Raw genomic sequence first — 19,346 nt, 5'->3', positions numbered from 1 at the left:
AGCCATCGGGATACGGCTGCTGCTCAGGTTCAGGCGTGGGATAACAGCGGGAACATCAGCTTATTCTCTTTGAAGATATTTTCTTTTTGTCCGTAGATAAACAAAATATCTTCCCCTTCGATTTTTTCATACTCGCCAACCCGGTTCTCTTTGGGGGTAAAGCCCAGTATGGCCTGATAAGTATTTTTATCGGCAAGTTCGTTAATAATGGCCGGTAGCGAGCGGCCGCTATCGCAGAAAATATCAAAAAAGATCAGCGCCGGACCGTTTTGCATCGCAATCGCGATAGCCTGATTTTTCTCGGAATAATAGACGAAGTGTTTCATAAAAGCGGAGCAGTAGAACATTAATAAACCGAAGTTATCCTCTATCCGCAGTTGCGAAAATGGATTCGATTTTTGATAGTACTGCCGCAATAGCGCAACGTTTTCCGGTTGGTCCATATCCAGCTTGCGGAAGTCGCCTGCTGCGGGCATCACCGGCATAATATACTGATGCTCGTCGGTGCGCTCGAAGCCGAATTTTGGATAAAAATCAACGGTTGTCGGGTTAGCGAAGAGAAAGAATGCGTCGGCTTTATCCTGCCAGTCCGCCAGAATTTCATTAACAAGCTGCCCGGCCAGCCCCTTGTTTCGATGGTCGACATCGGTCATCACGGTACCGATTTGAATATAGCGGCGGGCTTCACCTTGCCAGACCAGATCGATGATATTGGCAGAGGCGTTAGCAATCACTTTATTGTTGCTCACCAGAGCGTAGGGAATATAGGCGTCGGTCCAGTAACCTTTGCTATACCACTCTTTAAAGGAGAGGTCGAAGGTTTTAATCGCCAGGTCAATGAAGCTATTTCTTAAAACGTCATTGTGCACAATTTGCTTAACTAATTTCCAGGTCATCGTCATTTTCCTTTTTTATCCGTTTTAATATCCGACAGGCCTTCAGGTAAGACATCCTCTCTCTATCACCTTTTTGGCGTTGAGTATGGTGTTTTTATTCTGTTTGTACAGTTTCAGCCTAAAGCTATCTTTCAGGACGTTGGCTCGGTCACAGTTAAGCTGTTTGTGGTTAAACCGCCTAAGGCTGAACCTTTCTTATCCTCTGAAAGAGTAGCAATACAAAAACCGCAGATCCAAGTATGTTAATTTACAATTAAATTTTAATTTGTGAAGTAACCTCATCCTGAACGCCTCTTTAGATTACCCATTTCCTGTTACATAAACCCCAGGGCACTTCTGCAGTTTTGCATACTATTGCTTTCGTGAGAGAGATCGCAAAACTTTCAGACGTTTCGCGATTGCGCTTGCTTATTGAAGCGGGTTGAGTATGTTTAAAACAACTTCACAAAAAATCGTGAAAAGATAAAGTACATCACAACTGTATTTGAAGGATTGCATAACATGTCAGAATTAAAGTTCGCCACCCGTCTGAACTCTTTCGCATCAGGGGCTTATCTCTATTGGCCGGAGCTGAAGGGGAAGCCAACCGTATTGCAGATGATTGAACGTGCCGGGAAAGTAAAGGGCCTTACCCATCTTGATCTGAACTTCCCTCAGCATATGAACGACGATATCAATACCATGCGTCGGGCGATTGAAGACGCAGGTCTTGCCGTGAACGGTATGCAGATGCGCTGGGATGCTCCGCAGTATCGTATTGGCGCGTTTACTCATCCGGACCCGAAAATTCGTCGCGAGGCAATCGAGTTAACTAAGCGCGGTATTGATACCGGGCGTGAATTTGGCTCCAGGTTGATGACGCTCTGGATGGGGCAGGATGGTTTCGATTATTGCTTCCAGGCCGATTACAAAAAAATCTGGGACGATGCGGTCGGCGCAGTACGTGAGATCGCGGAATATGCGCCGGATATTGATATTAGTATCGAATATAAACCGAATGAACCACGTGCGTTTAGCATCTTCCCGAACGTAACCACCTGCCTGCTGGCGGTTGAAGAAGCCGGAGCGCCAAACCTTGGGATCACCCTTGATTTTGCGCACGTTCTCTTCGCCAATGAAATTCCGGCCTACGCGGCGGCCATGGTTGCGCGCCGTTCCCGTCTGTTAGGACTGGATCTGAATGACGGTTGGGGAAAACGAGATGATGGACTGATGGCAGCCTCCGTTAACCCGCGCGCGACCCTTGAGTTTTTGTGGCAAATGCGCCGTGATGGCTATCAGGGGGCCTATTACTTTGACACCTTCCCGGATGCCAGCGGCCTCGATCCCATTCGTGAGGCTGAAACAAATATTGCCACCGTCACGCGACTGCTGAAACTGTGCGAAAAACTGGAAAACAACCAGCCGTTGCTGGATGCCATCGGTCGCCAGGACGCCGTCGCCTCTCAACAAATTGTTAATGACATCATGCTAGCCCGCTAGCACCAATGATGCTGACAAAGCCGTCAGGTCCACGATAAACATAATGAGAATAAAGGCTGAAAAATGAAAAAAATATTACTCTCTGTACTCGCTTCATCTCTGTTGTGTTCAAGCGTCTATGCGGCGGATTTACCGCCGCTACAATCCGATACTGAGCCGGATCGAACTGACTGGTCTCAACTGGAAAGCAAATACGGCCCGCTACCGGCGGCGGATAAGTCACTGAAAATTGGCGGTGTATCTAAAACGTTGACCAATGAGTACTGGCGCTCTCTGGGGGAGGGCTATAAAAACGTCGCCAGTCGTTATGGTTTCACCGTGGCCTATCAGGCAGCGGCCAATGAAGAAGATCAGCTAGGCCAGCTTTCCATTGCTGAAACCCTGATTTCTCAGGGGTTTAATGGCCTGCTGGTATCTCCGCAGACGGATATCAACCTCTCCCCGGCGCTGGAAAGCGCGAAGAAAAAGGGGATTCCGGTGATTAACGTGAATGACGCTGTTATGCCCAACGCGCAATATTACGTCGGGAACGTGCAGAAAGATAACGGCGTTCGCGTGGCTAAATGGTTCATCGCGCACCATCCACAGGGGGGAAAGGTGGCGGTAATCGAAGGCCAGCCTGGTGTTTATGCGGCCGGGCAACGCACCCGTGGGTTTAAAGAAACGCTTGCAGAGAACGGCAAATTTAACATTGTTGCCAGCGTACCGGCCAACTGGAGTCGCGAGCAGGCATTCAACGCGGCGAGCACTATCCTGCAACAGCATCCCGACCTGATAGGTTTTTATTCCAATAACGACACCATGGCACTCGGCGTAGTGGAAGCCGTTCGCTCTCTCAAGAAATCCGGACAGGTTGCTGTGTTCGGCACCGACGGGATTTCCGATGCCTATGCCTCAATCAAGCGCGGTGAATTGACCGGTACGGTAGATAGTTTCCCCGTGTTGACTGGTGAAGTGGCTATGGATGTCATGATTCGTCTGATTAACGGTCAGAAACTGTCGCGCGTGATCTCCACTCCTCAGGCATTAATAACCAAAGAGAACGTTGATGCGTTTTCGACTAAAGATAACAACGCGTTACGTCAGCTACTGACCCAACAATAAGGTGCGCGGAGAGTTTATGGAACAGTATCGTTTAGAGATGCGCGGCATCAATAAAACTTACGGAAATACCGCCGCGTTACAGGATGTTGATTTTTGCGTCAGACCAGGGGAAGTCCACGCGCTTATTGGTGAAAATGGCGCCGGAAAATCGACGTTGTTGAATATTCTTTCCGGCGTACGCAGTGCGGATAAAGGAGACATCAGCGTTGGTGGGCGTCAGGTGCTGATAAAAAATCCGCTCAGCGCGCGTCACGCCGGCATCGCTATGATTCACCAGGAGTTACAGCATGTTCCTGAACTCTCCGTTGCGCAAAATATGTTTCTTGGACGCCCGCTCACTAAAGCAAAGGGAATGTGGCTGAATAAGAAGGAGCAAGAGGAGCGGGCGAGGCGGATATTAAAACAGCTCGATCCTTCTATCGACCCCGGCGAGCCGATTAAAAACCTGAAAGTCTCGCAGCAGCAAATTGTGGAGATTGCCCGAGCGCTGCTTGATGACGCCAGGATTATTGCTATGGATGAGCCAACCTCCAGCCTGACGCCCAGAGAGTTCGAGCGCCTCGCTGAGTTGATTGCTGACCTGAAAGCAATGGGTGTTTCTCTCATCTACGTTTCTCACAAAATGAATGAGATATTCAAAGTGTGCGACCGGGCTACCATCATGCGCGATGGCAGGCAGGTTGGCGTAGTGAATATCAGCGATGAGAGCGAAGAAAGTATTGTCGCCAAAATGGTCGGCAGGAAAATTGAGCATATTGCGCATAACTCCTGGGCCACTGAACAAAAGGTTCTGACGGTTGAAGGACTGACGAGTTCGGCAGTTAGCCCGGCTAGTTTTACCGTCTGCGCCGGAGAGGTTCTCGGGATCTCGGGCCTGGTGGGTGCAGGAAGAACCGAGCTGCTAAAGCTTATTGCCGGGATAGATAAACGCACCGGCGGTACGATACGGGTTAATGATCAACTGGTTGAGCGTCAGGATGTCAGGGCGGCGATCAAAGCCGGGATAGGGTTAGTCCCTGAGGATCGTAAAAAGGAAGGGATTATTAAGGAACGAGCGGTAAAGATGAATATGGCTCTACCGTCGATGGGTCACTTTACTCGCGCAGGACTGGTTAACACCGCAAGGCTCAATCAGGTTGCCGATAAAGTGATGTCGGATTTGAAGCTGCGCCCGCTGGATATTGAAAAAACGATTGGCACCTTAAGCGGAGGAAATCAGCAGAAAGTAATCATTGGTCGCTGGGTCGCCGCCGATGCACAAGTTTTTTTATTTGATGAGCCGACCAGGGGAATTGATATTGGGGCAAAGTCAGAAATATATAATCTGATAGAAAAACTCGCCGCAGCCGGTAAAGCCATTATTGTGGTTTCATCAGAAATGACAGAAATCATTAGAATTTCTGACCGTGTTCTGGTTATGCGGGAAGGGAAAATAACTCAGGAGTTAACGGGGGATTCTATTACTGAAGAGAATATCGCCCGTTTTGCTATTAATGATGCGGGCCATATTGCCTGACTTATCACCAGTAATATTGAAAGGCCATAACCATGATGACACAAGCAAGTAAAAATAGAACATTACCGTCCTCACTGCTTAAATTTAATGTGCGCGATGCTGGGACGTTAATCGGATTGCTGATAATTATTGTTACCTTCTCTTTTTTATCACCGGTATTCTTGACGTTACCTAATTTACTTAATGTTCTTCAGCAATCTTCAATTAATGCATTAATTGCCCTGGGAATGACTTTAGTTATCATTTCTGGTGGTATTGATTTATCCGTTGGCCCGACCGCCGCAATGTCAGCCGTCTTCGGCGCTTCGCTCATGGTTGCAGGGGTTCCTGTTCCGCTGGCTATCCTGATGACGCTGGGCGTCGGCGCAATGTGCGGACTTTTCAGCGGGACGCTTATCGCATGGGCTGGCTTACAGCCGTTTATTGTCACCCTGGGGGGGTTATCGCTTTTCCGGGCTATTGCGCTGATCTTTACTGGTGGCAATCCGGTATTTGGTATCCCTGCATCGTTCAGGGATATCATTAACAGCTCGCTGTTTGGCGTTCCAATGCCGATTGTTATTGTCGCCATTATTGCTTTTGTGCTGTGGACGGTGATGAACAAAACCCCGATCGGAGAATATATTCTGGCGATTGGCGGTAATGAAGAGGCTGCACGCGTGGCGGGCGTACCGGTCAGACGTACGAAAATTACCGTTTACGTCATCTCTGGTGTTCTTGCCTCGCTGGCCTCACTGATACTGATTGGCCGCCTGGGCGCAGCGGAACCCACTATCGGAACATTATGGGAGCTGGATGCCATTGCCGCCGCGGCGATTGGTGGAGCGTCGCTGATGGGGGGCAAAGGCAGCATATTCGGCACGTTAATCGGGGTTATTATTCTGGGGGCATTACGTAACGGACTGACGCTGCTAAATATTCAGGCATTTTATCAATTGCTTGCAACAGGCCTTATTATTATCATAGCGATGTTAATTGACAGAGCAACCCGAGGCAAGTAATGAAGCAGGATCCACGAGCCATTGGCGCTCAGATACGTATGCGTTTGCCCCAACTGACACCACTGGAACGTCGTGTTGTTGAGGCAATAATTTCCCGGACCGATCTGACGGAGCAGACTTCTTTAAAAGAAATTGCTCAGGAAAATAATGTCTCGGAAGCCATGATTGTTAAAATAACTAAAAAGCTTAACTTTACTGGCTTCAGACATTTCAGAAGTAGCCTGATTTATTATAACGAATCAGAAGTTGCGGGATTGCATGCGGAAATTGAGCCTGATGATACCTCTGAACAGCTTCTGGCTAAGGTATTTCGCACCTCAATTCAGGCTATCGAAGAGACCATGTCTATTCTTGATATTTCTGAATTCAATCGTGCGGCGGATATTATATTTAAAGCGCGTCATATTGACCTGTATGCCGTTGGTGGTTCAGCGACAGTTGCCCGCGATCTTGCGCACAAACTGCTGAAAATAGGCATAAAGTCTTCAGTTTATGATGATGCACATATTATGTTGATGTCTGCTGCAGTGTTATCTGATGATGATGTGGTGATTGCCATAAGCCATTCCGGAGCGACCCGTGCGGTGAATGCTCCGGTGAAACTTGCCGCACGTAACGGCGCCAAAGTTATTGTCGTCACTAATTATGCAGAGTCACCTATTGCGCAAAACGCGCATGTGGTACTGAATTCAACATCTCAAGGGTCGCATCTACTTGGTGAAAATGCCGCATCGCGTATTGCTCAGCTCAATATATTGGATGCGCTGTTTGTGGCTATCGCTAAAAAGGATCTTAGTCGGGCAGAGAAAAACCTGATGAAAACCCAGCGTGCGGTTCAGGATCTTCGGGAGTTCTAGTTATGAACAAAATTGCAGTCGCAGGCAGCCTCCATTACGACATTATGATTGATGCACACCATCGGCCTGAGAAAGGCGAAACGGTAATGGGCACCGCCTGTCGCTATAAGTTTGGCGGCAAAGGGGGGAACCAGGCGATCTCAGCGGCCAAATCTGGCGCAGAGGTCTGTTTTGCCGGAGCTGTTGGCACGGATGAGCAGGGCCGTTTCCTGGTTGATACCTTACGACAGGCAGGTATTGATGTCAGCGCGGTGGCGTTGGTGGCGGATAGCCCTTCGGGGATGAGCGTGGCTATTTCCGATGAGGAAGGCGATTATGGTGCGGTAGTGGTCTCTAACGCTAACCAGAAAATTCCCGCTAGCGTATTTCAGGACGCGCACTTCTGGGACAACGTCAGCATGCTGGTTTTGCAAAATGAAGTCCCTGAGACGGTTAATTTGCTGGCAGCGAGTACGGCAAAACAGCGCAGCATCCCAGTGTGTATTAATGCCGCACCAGCGCGCCGTCTTGGCGAGCAGTTTGCTGCGCTTATCGATATCCTGATCGTCAACGCCATTGAAGCTCGTGATATGTGTGGCGTCACCGTCGAGGATTTAGCCTCGGCGCAGCAGGCCGCGACGGCACTGGCGAAGCGCTTTAATAAGGTGATTGTGACCGCCGGTGAACATGGTGTCGCCTGGTGCGAGTCTGGTGATGTTGCTCAAACTTTACCCGCTCAGAAGGTTAAACTGGTTAGCACTCATGGGGCCGGAGACTGCTTTGTGGGAGCGCTGTGTGCCTCTTTAACGGCCAATAAGTCGTTAGCGGAAGCGGTGGCGAGTGCCAATGCTGCAGCGGCCCGACATGTCTCGCAGTCGAATGTTTAATCATTGGTTGTCATTACACGTCTAAGCGCTGAAGTTCAGCTATTGTTGGCTGAACTTCAGCGTCCGAAAAGGGCCCCAGCTTTCTGGTCGTTCGAAAAATTCATAAGCTCTCTATTTTTCCTCCTCACAAACAATCCCTACGACCTCATCTTATTGCTACTTTTAAAGTGCTCACAAATATCCTCTTTGGTTATCTGATTTTTATCATTCGCAAATGAAATTTTGCCAGGCATTAAAAACGAAGAGGAATATATCGCGTTCAAGGTCATGACCCCTATCATAAATAGGTAGGGGAAATGTGTTATCATCGCGCCTTTCCCTTTTTCGTCCTGGGGCTCTTGTTTATGCAACAACCTGTTGTTCGCGTTGGAGAATGGCTGGTTACTCCCTCTGTTAACCAAATTAGCCGCAAGGGGCGTCAGCTAACTCTCGAACCGCGCCTGATCGATCTTCTGGTTTTCTTTGCCCGCCATCCCGGAGAAGTACTCAGCCGGGACGAGCTTATTGATAACGTCTGGACCCGCAATGTGGTCACCAGTCACGTTGTGACGCAAAGTATCTCCGAATTGCGCAAATCTTTGAAAGATGGCGACGATAGCAGCCTGGAATATATCGCTACCGTACCCAAACGCGGCTATAAGCTGACGGTACCGGTTATCTGGTGTACGGAAGAGGGGGAGGAACTGACGCCGGTTATTCCTGCAGAAACACCGATGGCTGAACCTGGCACGCCGTCGGCCTCCCCGCAGCCCAATATGGCCGCGCCGGAGATTGCGCCGCCCGCAAAACCTGAAAAACGTAAGCGGATTAGCACCTTTATCGTCTGGGGATTGTTCCTGCTGGCCCTCGGCAGCTGCGTGGCGCTGGTGGCACTATCGACTCTGGAGTCGCGCCCGCCGGTCACTAAGGCGCGGCTGCTGCTCAACCCGCGCGATGTTGATATTCACCTGCTCAGCGGCAGCACCTGCAATAACTGGTCGTCACAGCACTCCTATGCCATCGGCTTAGGAAGCCTGATTACCACATCGCTGAACACCTTCTCAACCTTTATGGTGCACGACAAAACCAACTACAACATTAATGAGCCAAGCAGTTCTGGAAAAACGTTGACCATTGAGTTTGTCAACCAGCGCCACTACCGTGCTCAGCAGTGCTTTATGTCGGTTAAGATGGTCGATAACGCCGACGGCTCGACCATGATGGACAAGCGCTACTTCGTCACCAACGACAACCAGCTGTCGATTCAGAACGACCTGCTGAGCAGCCTGTCGGAGGCGCTGAAGCAGCCATGGCCGGCGCGCATGCAGGAGATGTTAAAGCAGTATCAACCCTCGCAAAGTATTGCACTCACTCATTTCTATCAGGCGCATCAGCTATTAATGAATGGAGACGTTGATTCGCTGGGAAAAGCCAGCGCTCTGCTTGCTGATGTGAATAAACAGTCGCCGGACTTTACCTATGCCTGGGCGGAAAAGGCGCTGGTTGACGTATTGCGCCATTCGCAGCAGCCGCTGGATGATAAACAGTTAGCCGATCTTTATAGCGAAATAACCCGAGTGGGTAATATGCCCGGGATTAAAGATATGGCAATATTTTATCAGATTAAAACGGTGGATATGCTTGGCAAAGGAAAAGTCGATGAAGCCTACAGCGCGATTAATACCGGCATTGATCTCGAAATGTCGTGGATGAACTATGTGCTGTTAGGTAAAGTCTACGAAATGAAAGGGCAGAACCGGGAAGCTGCCGATGCCTACCTGACGGCGTTTAATTTGCGCCCAGGAGAGAATACATTTTACTGGATTGAAAACGCCGTATTTCAGACCTCCGTAACCCGCGTTGTTCCGTATCTCGATAACTTCCTCGCTTCAGAATAAGTAAACCCTCATCATGGCCATGGTTTTGGCCATGATGAGGTTAATATTATGTTTCTCATGAGCCTCTCTGTTGTTATATATCTATAGCAATTTCCAGCCTGTTTGCAACACAATTTCAACATGCGGTTTTTTTCTAACTTGCTGTAAATATTCAATGTTTATCTTTTTTTGATATCAACTTGTCATCCTGATATGTTGCGCGAAAAAGGTCAAAATGTCATTTGTCTGATGTTTGTCGTTATTTCACTTTATCTTTAGGACTTATCTCGTACTAATCCGTAATCTTATTGGCAGTTGGTCGGGTCAATAAAAGGTTCATCATCATGATCTGTACCTCCAAAATAAACTTAGGAGAAAAGCAAACATGAGTTCTGCCAAGAAGATCGGGCTATTTGCCTGTACCGGTGTCGTAGCCGGTAATATGATGGGGAGCGGTATTGCACTATTACCTGCGAACCTGGCGAGTATCGGTTCTATCGCCATCTGGGGTTGGGTGATATCTATTATTGGCGCAATGTCTCTGGCTTATGTATATGCCCGACTGGCGACCAAAAACCCGCAGCAGGGTGGTCCAATTGCCTATGCGGGTGAAATATCTCCGGCGTTCGGTTTCCAGACCGGCGTCCTTTATTATCACGCAAACTGGATCGGTAATCTGGCTATCGGGATTACTGCCGTCTCTTATTTATCAACCTTCTTCCCAATTTTGAATAATCCGGTCCCGGCGGGTATTGCCTGTATTGCCATTGTATGGATATTTACCTTCGTAAATATGCTCGGCGGAACCTGGGTTAGCCGCCTGACCACAATTGGTCTGGTACTGGTGCTTATTCCGGTGGTGATGACGGCGGTTGTTGGCTGGCACTGGTTTGACGTTGCGACCTATCAGGCTAACTGGAACACTTCCGCGACGACTGACAGCCACGCGGTTATCAAAAGTATCCTGCTCTGCCTGTGGGCCTTCGTAGGTGTCGAATCTGCCGCAGTGAGTACCGGGATGGTGAAAAACCCGAAACGTACCGTGCCGCTGGCCACTATGCTGGGGACCGCGCTGGCAGGTATCGTTTATATCGCCGCGACTCAGGTTATTGCCGGTATGTACCCTGCCTCTGAAATGGCTGCCTCCGGCGCGCCGTTTGCGGTGAGTGCTTCCACTATGCTCGGCGGCTGGGCTGCTCCGGTCGTTTCCGCCTTTACCGCCTTTGCTTGTCTGACTTCGCTTGGTTCGTGGATGATGCTGGTCGGCCAGGCCGGTGTTCGCGCCGCTAACGATGGTAACTTCCCGAAAATCTACGGTGAGCTGGATAAAAACGGTAACCCGAAAAAAGGCCTGCTGCTGGCCGCAGTGAAAATGACTGTTCTGATGGTGCTGATTACCCTGATGAACTCAACCGGCGGTAAAGCTTCCGACCTGTTCGGCGAACTGACCGGTATCGCGGTTCTGCTGACCATGCTGCCTTACTTCTACTCCTGCGTTGACCTGATTCGCTTCGAAGGCATCAACGTCCGCAACCTTGTCAGCCTGATTTGCTCCATCCTCGGCTGCGGGTTCTGCTTCATCGCCCTGATGGGTGCAAGCTCCTTCGAACTGGCCGGTACCTTTATCGTCAGCCTGATTATCCTGATGTTCTACGGTCGCAAAATGCACCAGCGTCAGAGTAACGACAGTTCCGCTGATAACAACACCGCCAGCGCGCATTAATCAGTAACCCTATTCCTGAGGCTCCTTCCATCACCTGTCACGACGTGGCGGGAGGGGCTTTCTTTATCTGGAGATTTGACTATGAACGTTATCGCAATCATGAATCACATGGGTGTTTACTTCAAAGAAGAGCCCATCCGTGAACTGCATCGCGCCCTCGAACGCCTGGACTTCCGTATTGTCTACCCGAACGACCGTGACGACTTATTAAAACTTATCGAAAACAATGCGCGTCTGTGCGGCGTTATCTTCGACTGGGATAAATACAATCTCGAACTGTGCGAAGAAATTAGCAAACTGAACGAATACATGCCGCTGTACGCTTTCGCTAACACTTACTCCACTCTGGACGTGAGCCTCAACGATCTGCGTATGCAGGTTCGCTTCTTCGAATATGCGTTGGGCGCGGCGAATGATATCGCCGACAAAATCAAACAGAACACTGACGAATATATCGACACCATTCTGCCGCCGCTGACCAAGGCGCTGTTCAAATACGTGCGTGAAGGCAAATACACCTTCTGTACCCCAGGCCACATGGGCGGTACCGCGTTCCAGAAAAGCCCAGTTGGCAGCATCTTCTACGATTTCTTTGGTTCCAATACCATGAAATCTGACATCTCGATTTCGGTTTCTGAACTGGGTTCTCTGCTCGATCACAGCGGTCCACACAAAGAAGCGGAAGAGTATATTGCTCGCGTCTTTAATGCTGAACGCAGCTATATGGTGACCAACGGCACTTCTACCGCCAACAAAATCGTCGGGATGTACTCCGCGCCGGCCGGTAGCACCGTACTGATTGACCGTAACTGCCACAAATCGCTGACCCATCTGATGATGATGAGCGACATTACGCCAATCTACTTCCGCCCGACGCGTAACGCTTACGGCATCCTCGGTGGTATCCCGCAGAGCGAATTCCAGCATGCGACTATCGCCAAACGCGTGAAAGAGACCCCGAACGCCACCTGGCCGGTGCATGCGGTAATCACCAACTCCACCTATGATGGCTTGCTGTACAACACCGACTTCATCAAGAAAACCCTGGATGTGAAATCCATACACTTTGACTCAGCATGGGTGCCTTACACCAATTTCTCACCGATTTACGCCGGTAAATGCGGGATGAGCGGCGGTCGCGTTGAAGGGAAAGTGATTTACGAAACCCAGTCTACGCACAAACTGCTGGCGGCGTTCTCCCAGGCTTCGATGATCCACATTAAAGGCGACGTTAACGAAGAAACCTTTAATGAAGCCTACATGATGCATACCACCACCTCTCCGCACTACGGCGTGGTGGCTTCTACCGAAACCGCGGCGGCGATGATGAAAGGCAACGCCGGTAAGCGCCTGATCGACGGTTCTATCGAGCGTTCTATCAAGTTCCGTAAAGAGATCAAACGTCTGAAAGGCGAGTCTGAAGGGTGGTTCTTCGACGTCTGGCAGCCGGAACATATCGATGGTGCTGAATGCTGGCCGCTGCGCTCCGACAGCGCATGGCACGGTTTCAAAAACATCGACAACGAACACATGTACCTCGACCCGATCAAAGTCACGCTGCTGACCCCGGGGATGAAGAAAGACGGCACCATGGATGAGTTCGGTATTCCGGCCAGCATCGTGGCGAAATACCTCGACGAACACGGTATCGTGGTCGAAAAAACCGGTCCGTACAACCTACTGTTCCTGTTCAGCATCGGTATCGACAAAACCAAAGCGCTGAGCCTGCTGCGCGCGCTGACTGATTTCAAACGCGCGTTCGACCTGAACCTGCGGGTGAAAAACATGCTGCCGTCGCTGTACCGTGAAGATCCTGAGTTCTATGAGAACATGCGTGTTCAGGAACTGGCGCAGAACATTCACAAACTGGTTGAGCATCACAACCTGCCGGACCTGATGTTCCGCGCATTCGAAGTGCTGCCAGCGATGATGATCACGCCATACGCTGCGTTCCAAAAAGAGCTGCACGGTCAGACTGAAGAGGTTTATCTCGAAGAGATGGTCGGTCGCGTCAACGCCAACATGATCCTGCCGTATCCTCCGGGAGTTCCGCTGGTGATGCCGGGTGAGATGATCACCGAAGAGAGCCGTCCGGTACTGGAGTTCCTGCAGATGCTGTGCGAAATCGGTGCTCACTATCCGGGCTTCGAAACCGATATCCACGGTGCCTATCGGCAGGCGGATGGTCGTTATACCGTTAAAGTGCTGAAAGACGAAAACAACAAATAATCGATGCACAACAGGGAAGTGGCTTGCCACTTCCCTTTTTTCACGCTGCAAGGAGAACACATGAAAACACCCTCACAGCCGCGCGCGATTTACTACATCGTAGCGATCCAAATCTGGGAGTACTTCAGCTTTTACGGCATGCGTGCCTTACTCATCCTCTATCTCACCCATCAGCTTGGCTTCGATGACAGCCACGCCATCAGCCTGTTCAGCGCTTACGCTTCCCTGGTGTACGTCACTCCTATTCTCGGCGGCTGGCTTGCCGACCGCCTGCTCGGCAACCGCACGGCAGTGATTGCCGGCGCGCTGTTAATGACGCTTGGCCATGTGGTGCTGGGCGTCGAATCCGATTCCACCTGGAGCCTGTATCTCGCGCTGGCGATCATTATCTGCGGCTATGGCCTGTTCAAATCCAACATCAGCTGTCTGCTGGGCGAGCTCTACGCCGTTGACGACCCGCGTCGCGACGGCGGTTTTTCGCTGTTGTACGCCGCCGGTAACGTCGGCTCCATCGCCGCGCCAATCGCCTGCGGACTGGCGGCACAGTGGTACGGCTGGCATATCGGCTTTGCGCTGGCGGGGATCGGTATGTTTGTCGGCCTGATGATTTTCTTAAGCGGTAGCCGCTACTTCCGCGACACGCGCAGCGTCGATAAACAGGCGCTGCGGACGGTGAAGTTTGTGCTGCCGACCTGGGGCTGGCTGGTAGTGATGCTCTGCGTTGCGCCGGTATTTTTTACGCTGCTGCTGGAGAATAACTGGTCTGGCTATCTGCTGGCGATTGTCTGCGTGTTCGCTGCCCAAATGGTGGCGCGAATTATGGTCAAATCCCCCGAACACCGCCGCGCGCTGTGGCAAATCGTACTTCTAATGCTGACCGGTACGCTGTTCTGGGTACTGGCGCAGCAGGGCGGTAGCTCAATCAGCCTGTTTATCGACCACTTTGTTAATCGCCGCCTGCTGAATATTGAAGTGCCGACCGCGCTGTTCCAGTCGGTGAATGCCGTGGCGGTGATGGCGGCGGGCGTCGTGCTCGCGTGGCTAATGCGCCCCGAAGGCAGCACCCGTTCGGCGCTGCGCGTCTGGCTGAAGTTTGCCTTCGGTCTGGTGCTGATGGGCTGTGGTTTTATGCTGCTGGCGCTTAATGCGCGCCATGGTGCGACACAGGGTCAGGCGTCGATGGGCATGATGGTGGCTGGCCTGGCGCTGATGGGCTTTGCCGAGCTGTTTATCGATCCGGTGGCGATGGCGCAAATCACCCGTCTCAATATGCCCGGCGTGACCGGCGTGCTGACCGGGATTTATATGCTGGCGACCGGCGCGGTGGCGAACTGGCTGGCGGGCGTGGTGGCGCAGCAGACCACCGAGTCGCAAATCAGCGATACGGCGATTGTCGCGTATCAGCATTTCTTTGCGCAAATGGGCGAGTGGACGCTGGGCTGCGTGGTGGCGATTGTCATTATCGCTGTTGCCGCCGCCTGTAGCGTGGGCAAACGCCGCGCGGCTGCCGGTGAAGTTCCCGGAGGCGGCGCGTAGCGCCTGTCCGGGCTACAAGAATGGCCCGAGGGTTTTGTAGCCCGGACAGGTGCGCAACGCCGCCTCCGGGGTCCATATCCAATAGCGGAGCGAAAGCCGCTCCTTGCACCGTTCACTAATCAGGAGGAGGATATTCTGGCGAGCGCGGAAGCCGAAGACAAAAAACTGTTACTTAAGCGATGGCTGAGTGAAATCAGCCGGAAGTGAAACCAGGCTCCTTAAGATTGTTCTCCGGTGCTGCCACCCGAGACAGGCCGCGCCGTGTAGTGACCTGGTTCAATTATCGAAGCAAGTTTGCAAGCAGGGTTATGAGGAACCAACATGTCTGAACAACAAGCACAAGGTGCCGATGAGGCAATTGACCTTAATAATGAACTGAAAACCCGTCGTGAAAAACTGGCCGCGCTGCGCGAGCAGGGCGTGGCGTTCCCGAACGATTTTCGTCGCGACCATACCTCTGACCAGCTCCATGCTGAATTCGATGGTAAGGACAACGACGAACTCACTTCTCTGAGCGTCGACGTCTCCGTTGCTGGCCGCATGATGACTCGCCGTATCATGGGGAAAGCCTCCTTCGTCACCTTACAGGACGTTGGCGGTCGCATTCAGCTATACGTTGCCCGCGACGACCTGCCGGAAGGCGTCTATAACGAGCAGTTTAAAAAATGGGACCTCGGCGACATCATCGCCGCGCGCGGTAAACTGTTTAAAACCCAGACCGGCGAACTCTCCATTCACTGCACCGAGCTGCGCCTGCTGACCAAAGCCCTGCGTCCGCTGCCGGACAAATTCCACGGCCTGCAGGATCAGGAAGCGCGCTACCGTCAGCGTTATCTCGATCTGATCTCCAACGAAGAGTCGCGCCACACCTTTAAGGTGCGCTCGCAGATCCTCGCGACTATGCGTCAATTTATGGTCGCGCGCGGCTTTATGGAAGTGGAAACCCCGATGATGCAGGTGATCCCCGGCGGCGCTTCGGCGCGTCCGTTTATCACCCATCATAATGCCCTCGATCTGGACATGTATCTGCGCATCGCGCCGGAGCTATACCTGAAACGGCTGGTGGTTGGCGGCTTCGAACGGGTTTTCGAGATCAACCGTAACTTTCGTAACGAAGGGATCTCCGTACGCCATAACCCTGAGTTCACCATGATGGAACTCTATATGGCGTATGCGGATTACAAGGATCTGATCGAACTGACCGAGTCGCTGTTCCGCACGCTGGCGCAGACCGTACTGGGTAAAACCGAAGTGCCGTACGGCGACCAGATGTTCGACTTCGGCAAGCCGTTTGAAAAACTGACCATGCGCGAAGCGATTAAGAAATACCGTCCGGAAACTGAGATGGCGGATTTGGATAACTTCGACGCGGCGAAAGCGCTGGCGGAATCCATCGGCATTCATGTCGAGAAAAGTTGGGGACTGGGGCGTATCGTCACCGAGATCTTCGACGAAGTGGCAGAAGCGCACCTGATCCAGCCGACCTTTATCACCGAGTATCCGGCAGAAGTTTCGCCGCTGGCGCGCCGCAACGATGTGAACCCGGAAATCACCGATCGCTTCGAGTTCTTTATCGGCGGGCGTGAAATCGGCAACGGTTTTAGCGAGCTGAACGATGCCGAAGACCAGGCGCAGCGTTTCCTCGATCAGGTTAACGCCAAAGCGGCGGGGGATGACGAAGCGATGTTCTACGACGAAGACTACGTCACCGCGCTGGAATATGGCCTGCCACCGACCGCCGGTCTGGGAATTGGTATTGACCGTATGGTGATGCTGTTTACTAACAGCCATACCATTCGCGATGTGATCCTGTTCCCGGCCATGCGTCCGGTGAAATAAGTGCTATTGCAATAAACCCAACCCCGGTCTGGTGCCGGGGTTTTTTGCATCTACAGGGGCATTTATCCGACGCTGCCCCACACCATATTGCCTTTATGGAAGGTCGCGGCACGCGGCGAAATTCGCGCCACCGCCTCGGCGGAACAGGAAGCGTCAACCAGCACGAAGCTGGCTTCATCCTGCGCCCTGGGCCAGACGCGCTCGCCCTTATCATTGAGCGGCAGCACGTTGCCGGTGGCGATGGCCAGCGAACGCGACAGCGTCTGCTCATTGGGGCGAATATAGAGCTGGGCGTAAAGGTTAGCTTTTTCCAGCATGTCGCCGAGGCCATACGGCGACCAGTGATCGATAACGCTATCGGTACCGGTCATCACAAAGACGCCTTTATCACGCAGCTGTTTGAGCGGCATATGCAGCGTGCCGATGGGCACGGTGGAGGCAATGGTGATTTGCTGCGCCGCCATACGCGTGGCGATTTCATCTACCTGCTGCTCATTCATCATCGCCAGCGCGAAGGCGTGGCTGATGGTTAGCTTGCCTTTCAACTGCGGTGTTTTCTCGACGGTTTCCACCATATAATTCACCGCCGCTATGCCCGCCGGGCTAGTCTCGTGCAGGTGAATATCGACGCCTTTATAGTAATCGAGCGCAATCTGGAACATGGTATCGAGCGATTTCTCCATCGCGCCGTCGACGCTGGTCGGATCCAGCCCACCAACATAGTGTGCGCCGGCCTGCATCGCTTCACGCACCAGCGGTTCAGATTTCGACAGCAGCAGCCCATGCTGTGGAAAGGCGACGATCTCACACGCAAAATCCGCCTGACGTCGCGCCAGCACCGCCTGAAGATTTTCGAGATTTTTCAGCCCGGAGACTGGCTCAATATTGCAGTGGCTGCGGGCGATGGTGGAGCCTTTGGACTGGATCAGGTCGATCAGTTTTTCGGCATGCGCTTGCGTGTAAGGCTGTAGCTCGGGCAGCAGCTTCTGCTCCAGCTTGATCATATCCTGAATCGTGGTGCCCGCCGGGCGGTTCAGCGATCGCCACGGGCCACCGTAGAAGGTTTTATCCAGGTGAATATGCATATCGCGCATCGCCGGCAGCATCAGCTTGCCACCTGCGTCATAGTGGGGAAGGGCGGTATCGGGATGGTTTTTATTACTTAACAGCGCCGCAATTTTGCCGTCGCGAATCTCCAGCGTTTGCCGTTCAGTGCGGGTGTGCACCGCAACCCCGTTCTCATACTCAAAGCCGCTTTCCAGCAGGACGTTGTCGAGATAGTAGTGGTTGTTGGCGATGCGATTGATGCTTTTATTTTCGCAGGTGCTCGCCGGAGTCTGGCTGTTCGCGGCATAGGCGGCCGGAACCGCACCACCGAACAGAGCGGCAGCGGTGACCATCTTACCGCTCTGGCTGAGAAACTCCCGACGGCTATTGTCTCTATTCATCTCTCTTCCTTTTGTTTTAGAGCCTATCTTAGTCATGCACGATATGGGTTCCGGTTTCCCCGCGCAGCGCGGCGGCCAGGCGTTCCGGCGTGGTAATGATGACCCGTTTGCCGCCGTGTTGCAGGAACTCGAGGCTGGCGACGATTTTTGGCAGCATACTGCCCGCCGGGAAATGGCCTTCCTGCATATAGCGGGTCATTTCGCTGACGGTGGTTGTGCCCAGCGCCTGCTGATTGGGTTGACCAAAATGGATACAGACTTTTTCAACACCGGTGGTGATAACCAGAATATCGGCGCGGATCTCGCGGGCCAGCAGGGCGGTGGAGAGATCTTTGTCGATCACCGCATCGACGCTCTGATAATCCCCCTGCTCACCGCGCACCACCGGAATACCGCCGCCGCCTGCGCCAATCACGATAAAACCTTGCTGAGTCAGGGTTTTGATAGCAGCGGCCTCGACGATGCGTTGCGGCTCAGGAGAAGCCACGACCCGACGGTAACCGCGTCCTGAGTCTTCGACAAATCGCCAGTCTGGATGGGCATGCAGGAGCTCATCACGCTGGTTTTCATTAAAGAACGCGCCGATGGGTTTGGTCGGATGGGCAAAACCAGGATCGTTTTTATCCACCTCCACTTGCGTCACCACCGTCACCGCTTTTTGTTCGCCGCGTTCGGCGAGACGGTTGTTCAGCGCTTGTTGAATAAGATAGCCGATCCCGCCCTGAGTATCGGCGACGCAGTTGGCCAGCGGAGTGAGCGGCAGACCCTCGCGCTCATGGGCGATTTCGGCGCGGCGTAAATCCAGCCCTACCTGCGGCCCGTTGCCGTGGGTGAGCACCACGTTGTAATCGGACGCCAGCATCTCCAGCACCGTATTGGCGACCGCTTTCACCGCCTGCGCCTGATGTTCAATCGACTGGCTGGCGTTGTCTTTGATTATGCTGTTGCCGCCAATGGCAACGACCACAAGTTCTTTCATCGTGTAGGTTCCAG

General features: G+C 52.3%; 14 protein-coding genes. 11 read left to right on the top strand and 3 right to left on the bottom strand.

From position 1 onward, the window contains the following. Window positions 1-29 precede the first annotated feature (29 nt). Window positions 30-896, bottom strand: coding sequence for a GNAT family N-acetyltransferase (locus tag DA718_RS21110; protein WP_112215388.1), 867 nt, complete (start codon window positions 894-896; stop codon window positions 30-32). Between the two features lie 501 nt (window positions 897-1,397). Here DA718_RS21110 and DA718_RS21105 point away from each other — a divergent pair. From DA718_RS21105 to lysS, 11 genes are all read left to right on the top strand, one after another. Beyond that, the gene (locus tag DA718_RS21105; protein WP_112215387.1) at window positions 1,398-2,378 is read left to right on the top strand and encodes a TIM barrel protein; all 981 of its coding nucleotides are present in this window, start codon (window positions 1,398-1,400) and stop codon (window positions 2,376-2,378) included. 63 nt (window positions 2,379-2,441) lie between these two features. Further along, window positions 2,442-3,482 (top strand): sugar ABC transporter substrate-binding protein, encoded by a 1,041-nt coding sequence (locus tag DA718_RS21100; RefSeq protein WP_112215386.1) that lies wholly within the window; start codon window positions 2,442-2,444, stop codon window positions 3,480-3,482. 16 nt (window positions 3,483-3,498) lie between these two features. Next, a complete protein-coding gene (locus DA718_RS21095; protein ID WP_112215385.1) occupies window positions 3,499-4,998 on the top strand; it encodes a sugar ABC transporter ATP-binding protein in 1,500 nt (499 codons plus the stop codon). Window positions 4,999-5,030: 32 nt separating this feature from the next. Then, the gene (locus tag DA718_RS21090; RefSeq protein ID WP_112215384.1) at window positions 5,031-5,999 is read left to right on the top strand and encodes an ABC transporter permease; all 969 of its coding nucleotides are present in this window, start codon (window positions 5,031-5,033) and stop codon (window positions 5,997-5,999) included. Beyond that, window positions 5,999-6,856, top strand: coding sequence for a MurR/RpiR family transcriptional regulator (locus DA718_RS21085; RefSeq protein WP_112215383.1), 858 nt, complete (start codon window positions 5,999-6,001; stop codon window positions 6,854-6,856). Before DA718_RS21090 ends, DA718_RS21085 begins: the two co-directional genes overlap by 1 nt. Before the next feature lie 2 nt (window positions 6,857-6,858). Continuing rightward, window positions 6,859-7,722: a ribokinase gene (locus tag DA718_RS21080; protein ID WP_112215382.1), complete on the top strand. Its 864-nt coding sequence runs from the start codon at window positions 6,859-6,861 to the stop codon at window positions 7,720-7,722. A 344-nt stretch (window positions 7,723-8,066) separates the two neighbouring features. Beyond that, window positions 8,067-9,599, top strand: coding sequence for a lysine decarboxylation/transport transcriptional activator CadC (gene cadC, locus DA718_RS21075; RefSeq protein ID WP_112215381.1), 1,533 nt, complete (start codon window positions 8,067-8,069; stop codon window positions 9,597-9,599). Window positions 9,600-9,963: 364 nt separating this feature from the next. Next, window positions 9,964-11,301 (top strand): cadaverine/lysine antiporter, encoded by a 1,338-nt coding sequence (gene cadB / locus DA718_RS21065; protein ID WP_112215380.1) that lies wholly within the window; start codon window positions 9,964-9,966, stop codon window positions 11,299-11,301. 81 nt (window positions 11,302-11,382) lie between these two features. After that, window positions 11,383-13,530, top strand: a complete 2,148-nt coding sequence (cadA, locus tag DA718_RS21060) for a lysine decarboxylase CadA (RefSeq protein WP_112215379.1) — start codon at window positions 11,383-11,385, stop codon at window positions 13,528-13,530. Between the two features lie 60 nt (window positions 13,531-13,590). Further along, window positions 13,591-15,066, top strand: coding sequence for a dipeptide permease DtpD (dtpD, locus tag DA718_RS21055; RefSeq protein WP_112215378.1), 1,476 nt, complete (start codon window positions 13,591-13,593; stop codon window positions 15,064-15,066). A gap of 321 nt (window positions 15,067-15,387) precedes the next feature. Further along, window positions 15,388-16,905 (top strand): lysine--tRNA ligase, encoded by a 1,518-nt coding sequence (lysS, locus tag DA718_RS21050; RefSeq protein WP_112215377.1) that lies wholly within the window; start codon window positions 15,388-15,390, stop codon window positions 16,903-16,905. Between the two features lie 62 nt (window positions 16,906-16,967). On the opposite strand, the gene DA718_RS21045 is transcribed toward lysS, so the two are convergent. Continuing rightward, the gene (locus tag DA718_RS21045) at window positions 16,968-18,353 is read right to left on the bottom strand and encodes an amidohydrolase family protein (RefSeq protein WP_112215376.1); all 1,386 of its coding nucleotides are present in this window, start codon (window positions 18,351-18,353) and stop codon (window positions 16,968-16,970) included. Window positions 18,354-18,381: 28 nt separating this feature from the next. Beyond that, window positions 18,382-19,332, bottom strand: a complete 951-nt coding sequence (locus tag DA718_RS21040; RefSeq protein WP_112215375.1) for a carbamate kinase family protein — start codon at window positions 19,330-19,332, stop codon at window positions 18,382-18,384. Between the last annotated feature and the right edge of the window lie 14 nt (window positions 19,333-19,346).

Origin of the sequence: Klebsiella huaxiensis, from assembly GCF_003261575.2 — a bacterium.
GTDB lineage: Bacteria > Pseudomonadota > Gammaproteobacteria > Enterobacterales > Enterobacteriaceae > Klebsiella > Klebsiella huaxiensis.
The sequence above is the reverse complement of the archived record's forward strand: the minus strand, read 5'-3'. Positions and strand labels throughout refer to the sequence as shown.

Coding starts and splice junctions, on each gene's coding strand:
- lysS (WP_112215377.1), top strand. CDS start 15,388: ATGTCTGAACAACAAGCACAAGGTGCCGATGAGGCAATTGACCTTAAT.
- cadB (WP_112215380.1), top strand. CDS start 9,964: ATGAGTTCTGCCAAGAAGATCGGGCTATTTGCCTGTACCGGTGTCGTA.
- DA718_RS21105 (WP_112215387.1), top strand. CDS start 1,398: ATGTCAGAATTAAAGTTCGCCACCCGTCTGAACTCTTTCGCATCAGGG.
- cadA (WP_112215379.1), top strand. CDS start 11,383: ATGAACGTTATCGCAATCATGAATCACATGGGTGTTTACTTCAAAGAA.
- DA718_RS21090 (WP_112215384.1), top strand. CDS start 5,031: ATGATGACACAAGCAAGTAAAAATAGAACATTACCGTCCTCACTGCTT.
- DA718_RS21095 (WP_112215385.1), top strand. CDS start 3,499: ATGGAACAGTATCGTTTAGAGATGCGCGGCATCAATAAAACTTACGGA.
- DA718_RS21040 (WP_112215375.1), bottom strand. CDS start 19,332: ATGAAAGAACTTGTGGTCGTTGCCATTGGCGGCAACAGCATAATCAAA.
- DA718_RS21110 (WP_112215388.1), bottom strand. CDS start 896: ATGACCTGGAAATTAGTTAAGCAAATTGTGCACAATGACGTTTTAAGA.
- DA718_RS21085 (WP_112215383.1), top strand. CDS start 5,999: ATGAAGCAGGATCCACGAGCCATTGGCGCTCAGATACGTATGCGTTTG.
- DA718_RS21080 (WP_112215382.1), top strand. CDS start 6,859: ATGAACAAAATTGCAGTCGCAGGCAGCCTCCATTACGACATTATGATT.
- dtpD (WP_112215378.1), top strand. CDS start 13,591: ATGAAAACACCCTCACAGCCGCGCGCGATTTACTACATCGTAGCGATC.
- DA718_RS21045 (WP_112215376.1), bottom strand. CDS start 18,353: ATGAATAGAGACAATAGCCGTCGGGAGTTTCTCAGCCAGAGCGGTAAG.
- cadC (WP_112215381.1), top strand. CDS start 8,067: ATGCAACAACCTGTTGTTCGCGTTGGAGAATGGCTGGTTACTCCCTCT.
- DA718_RS21100 (WP_112215386.1), top strand. CDS start 2,442: ATGAAAAAAATATTACTCTCTGTACTCGCTTCATCTCTGTTGTGTTCA.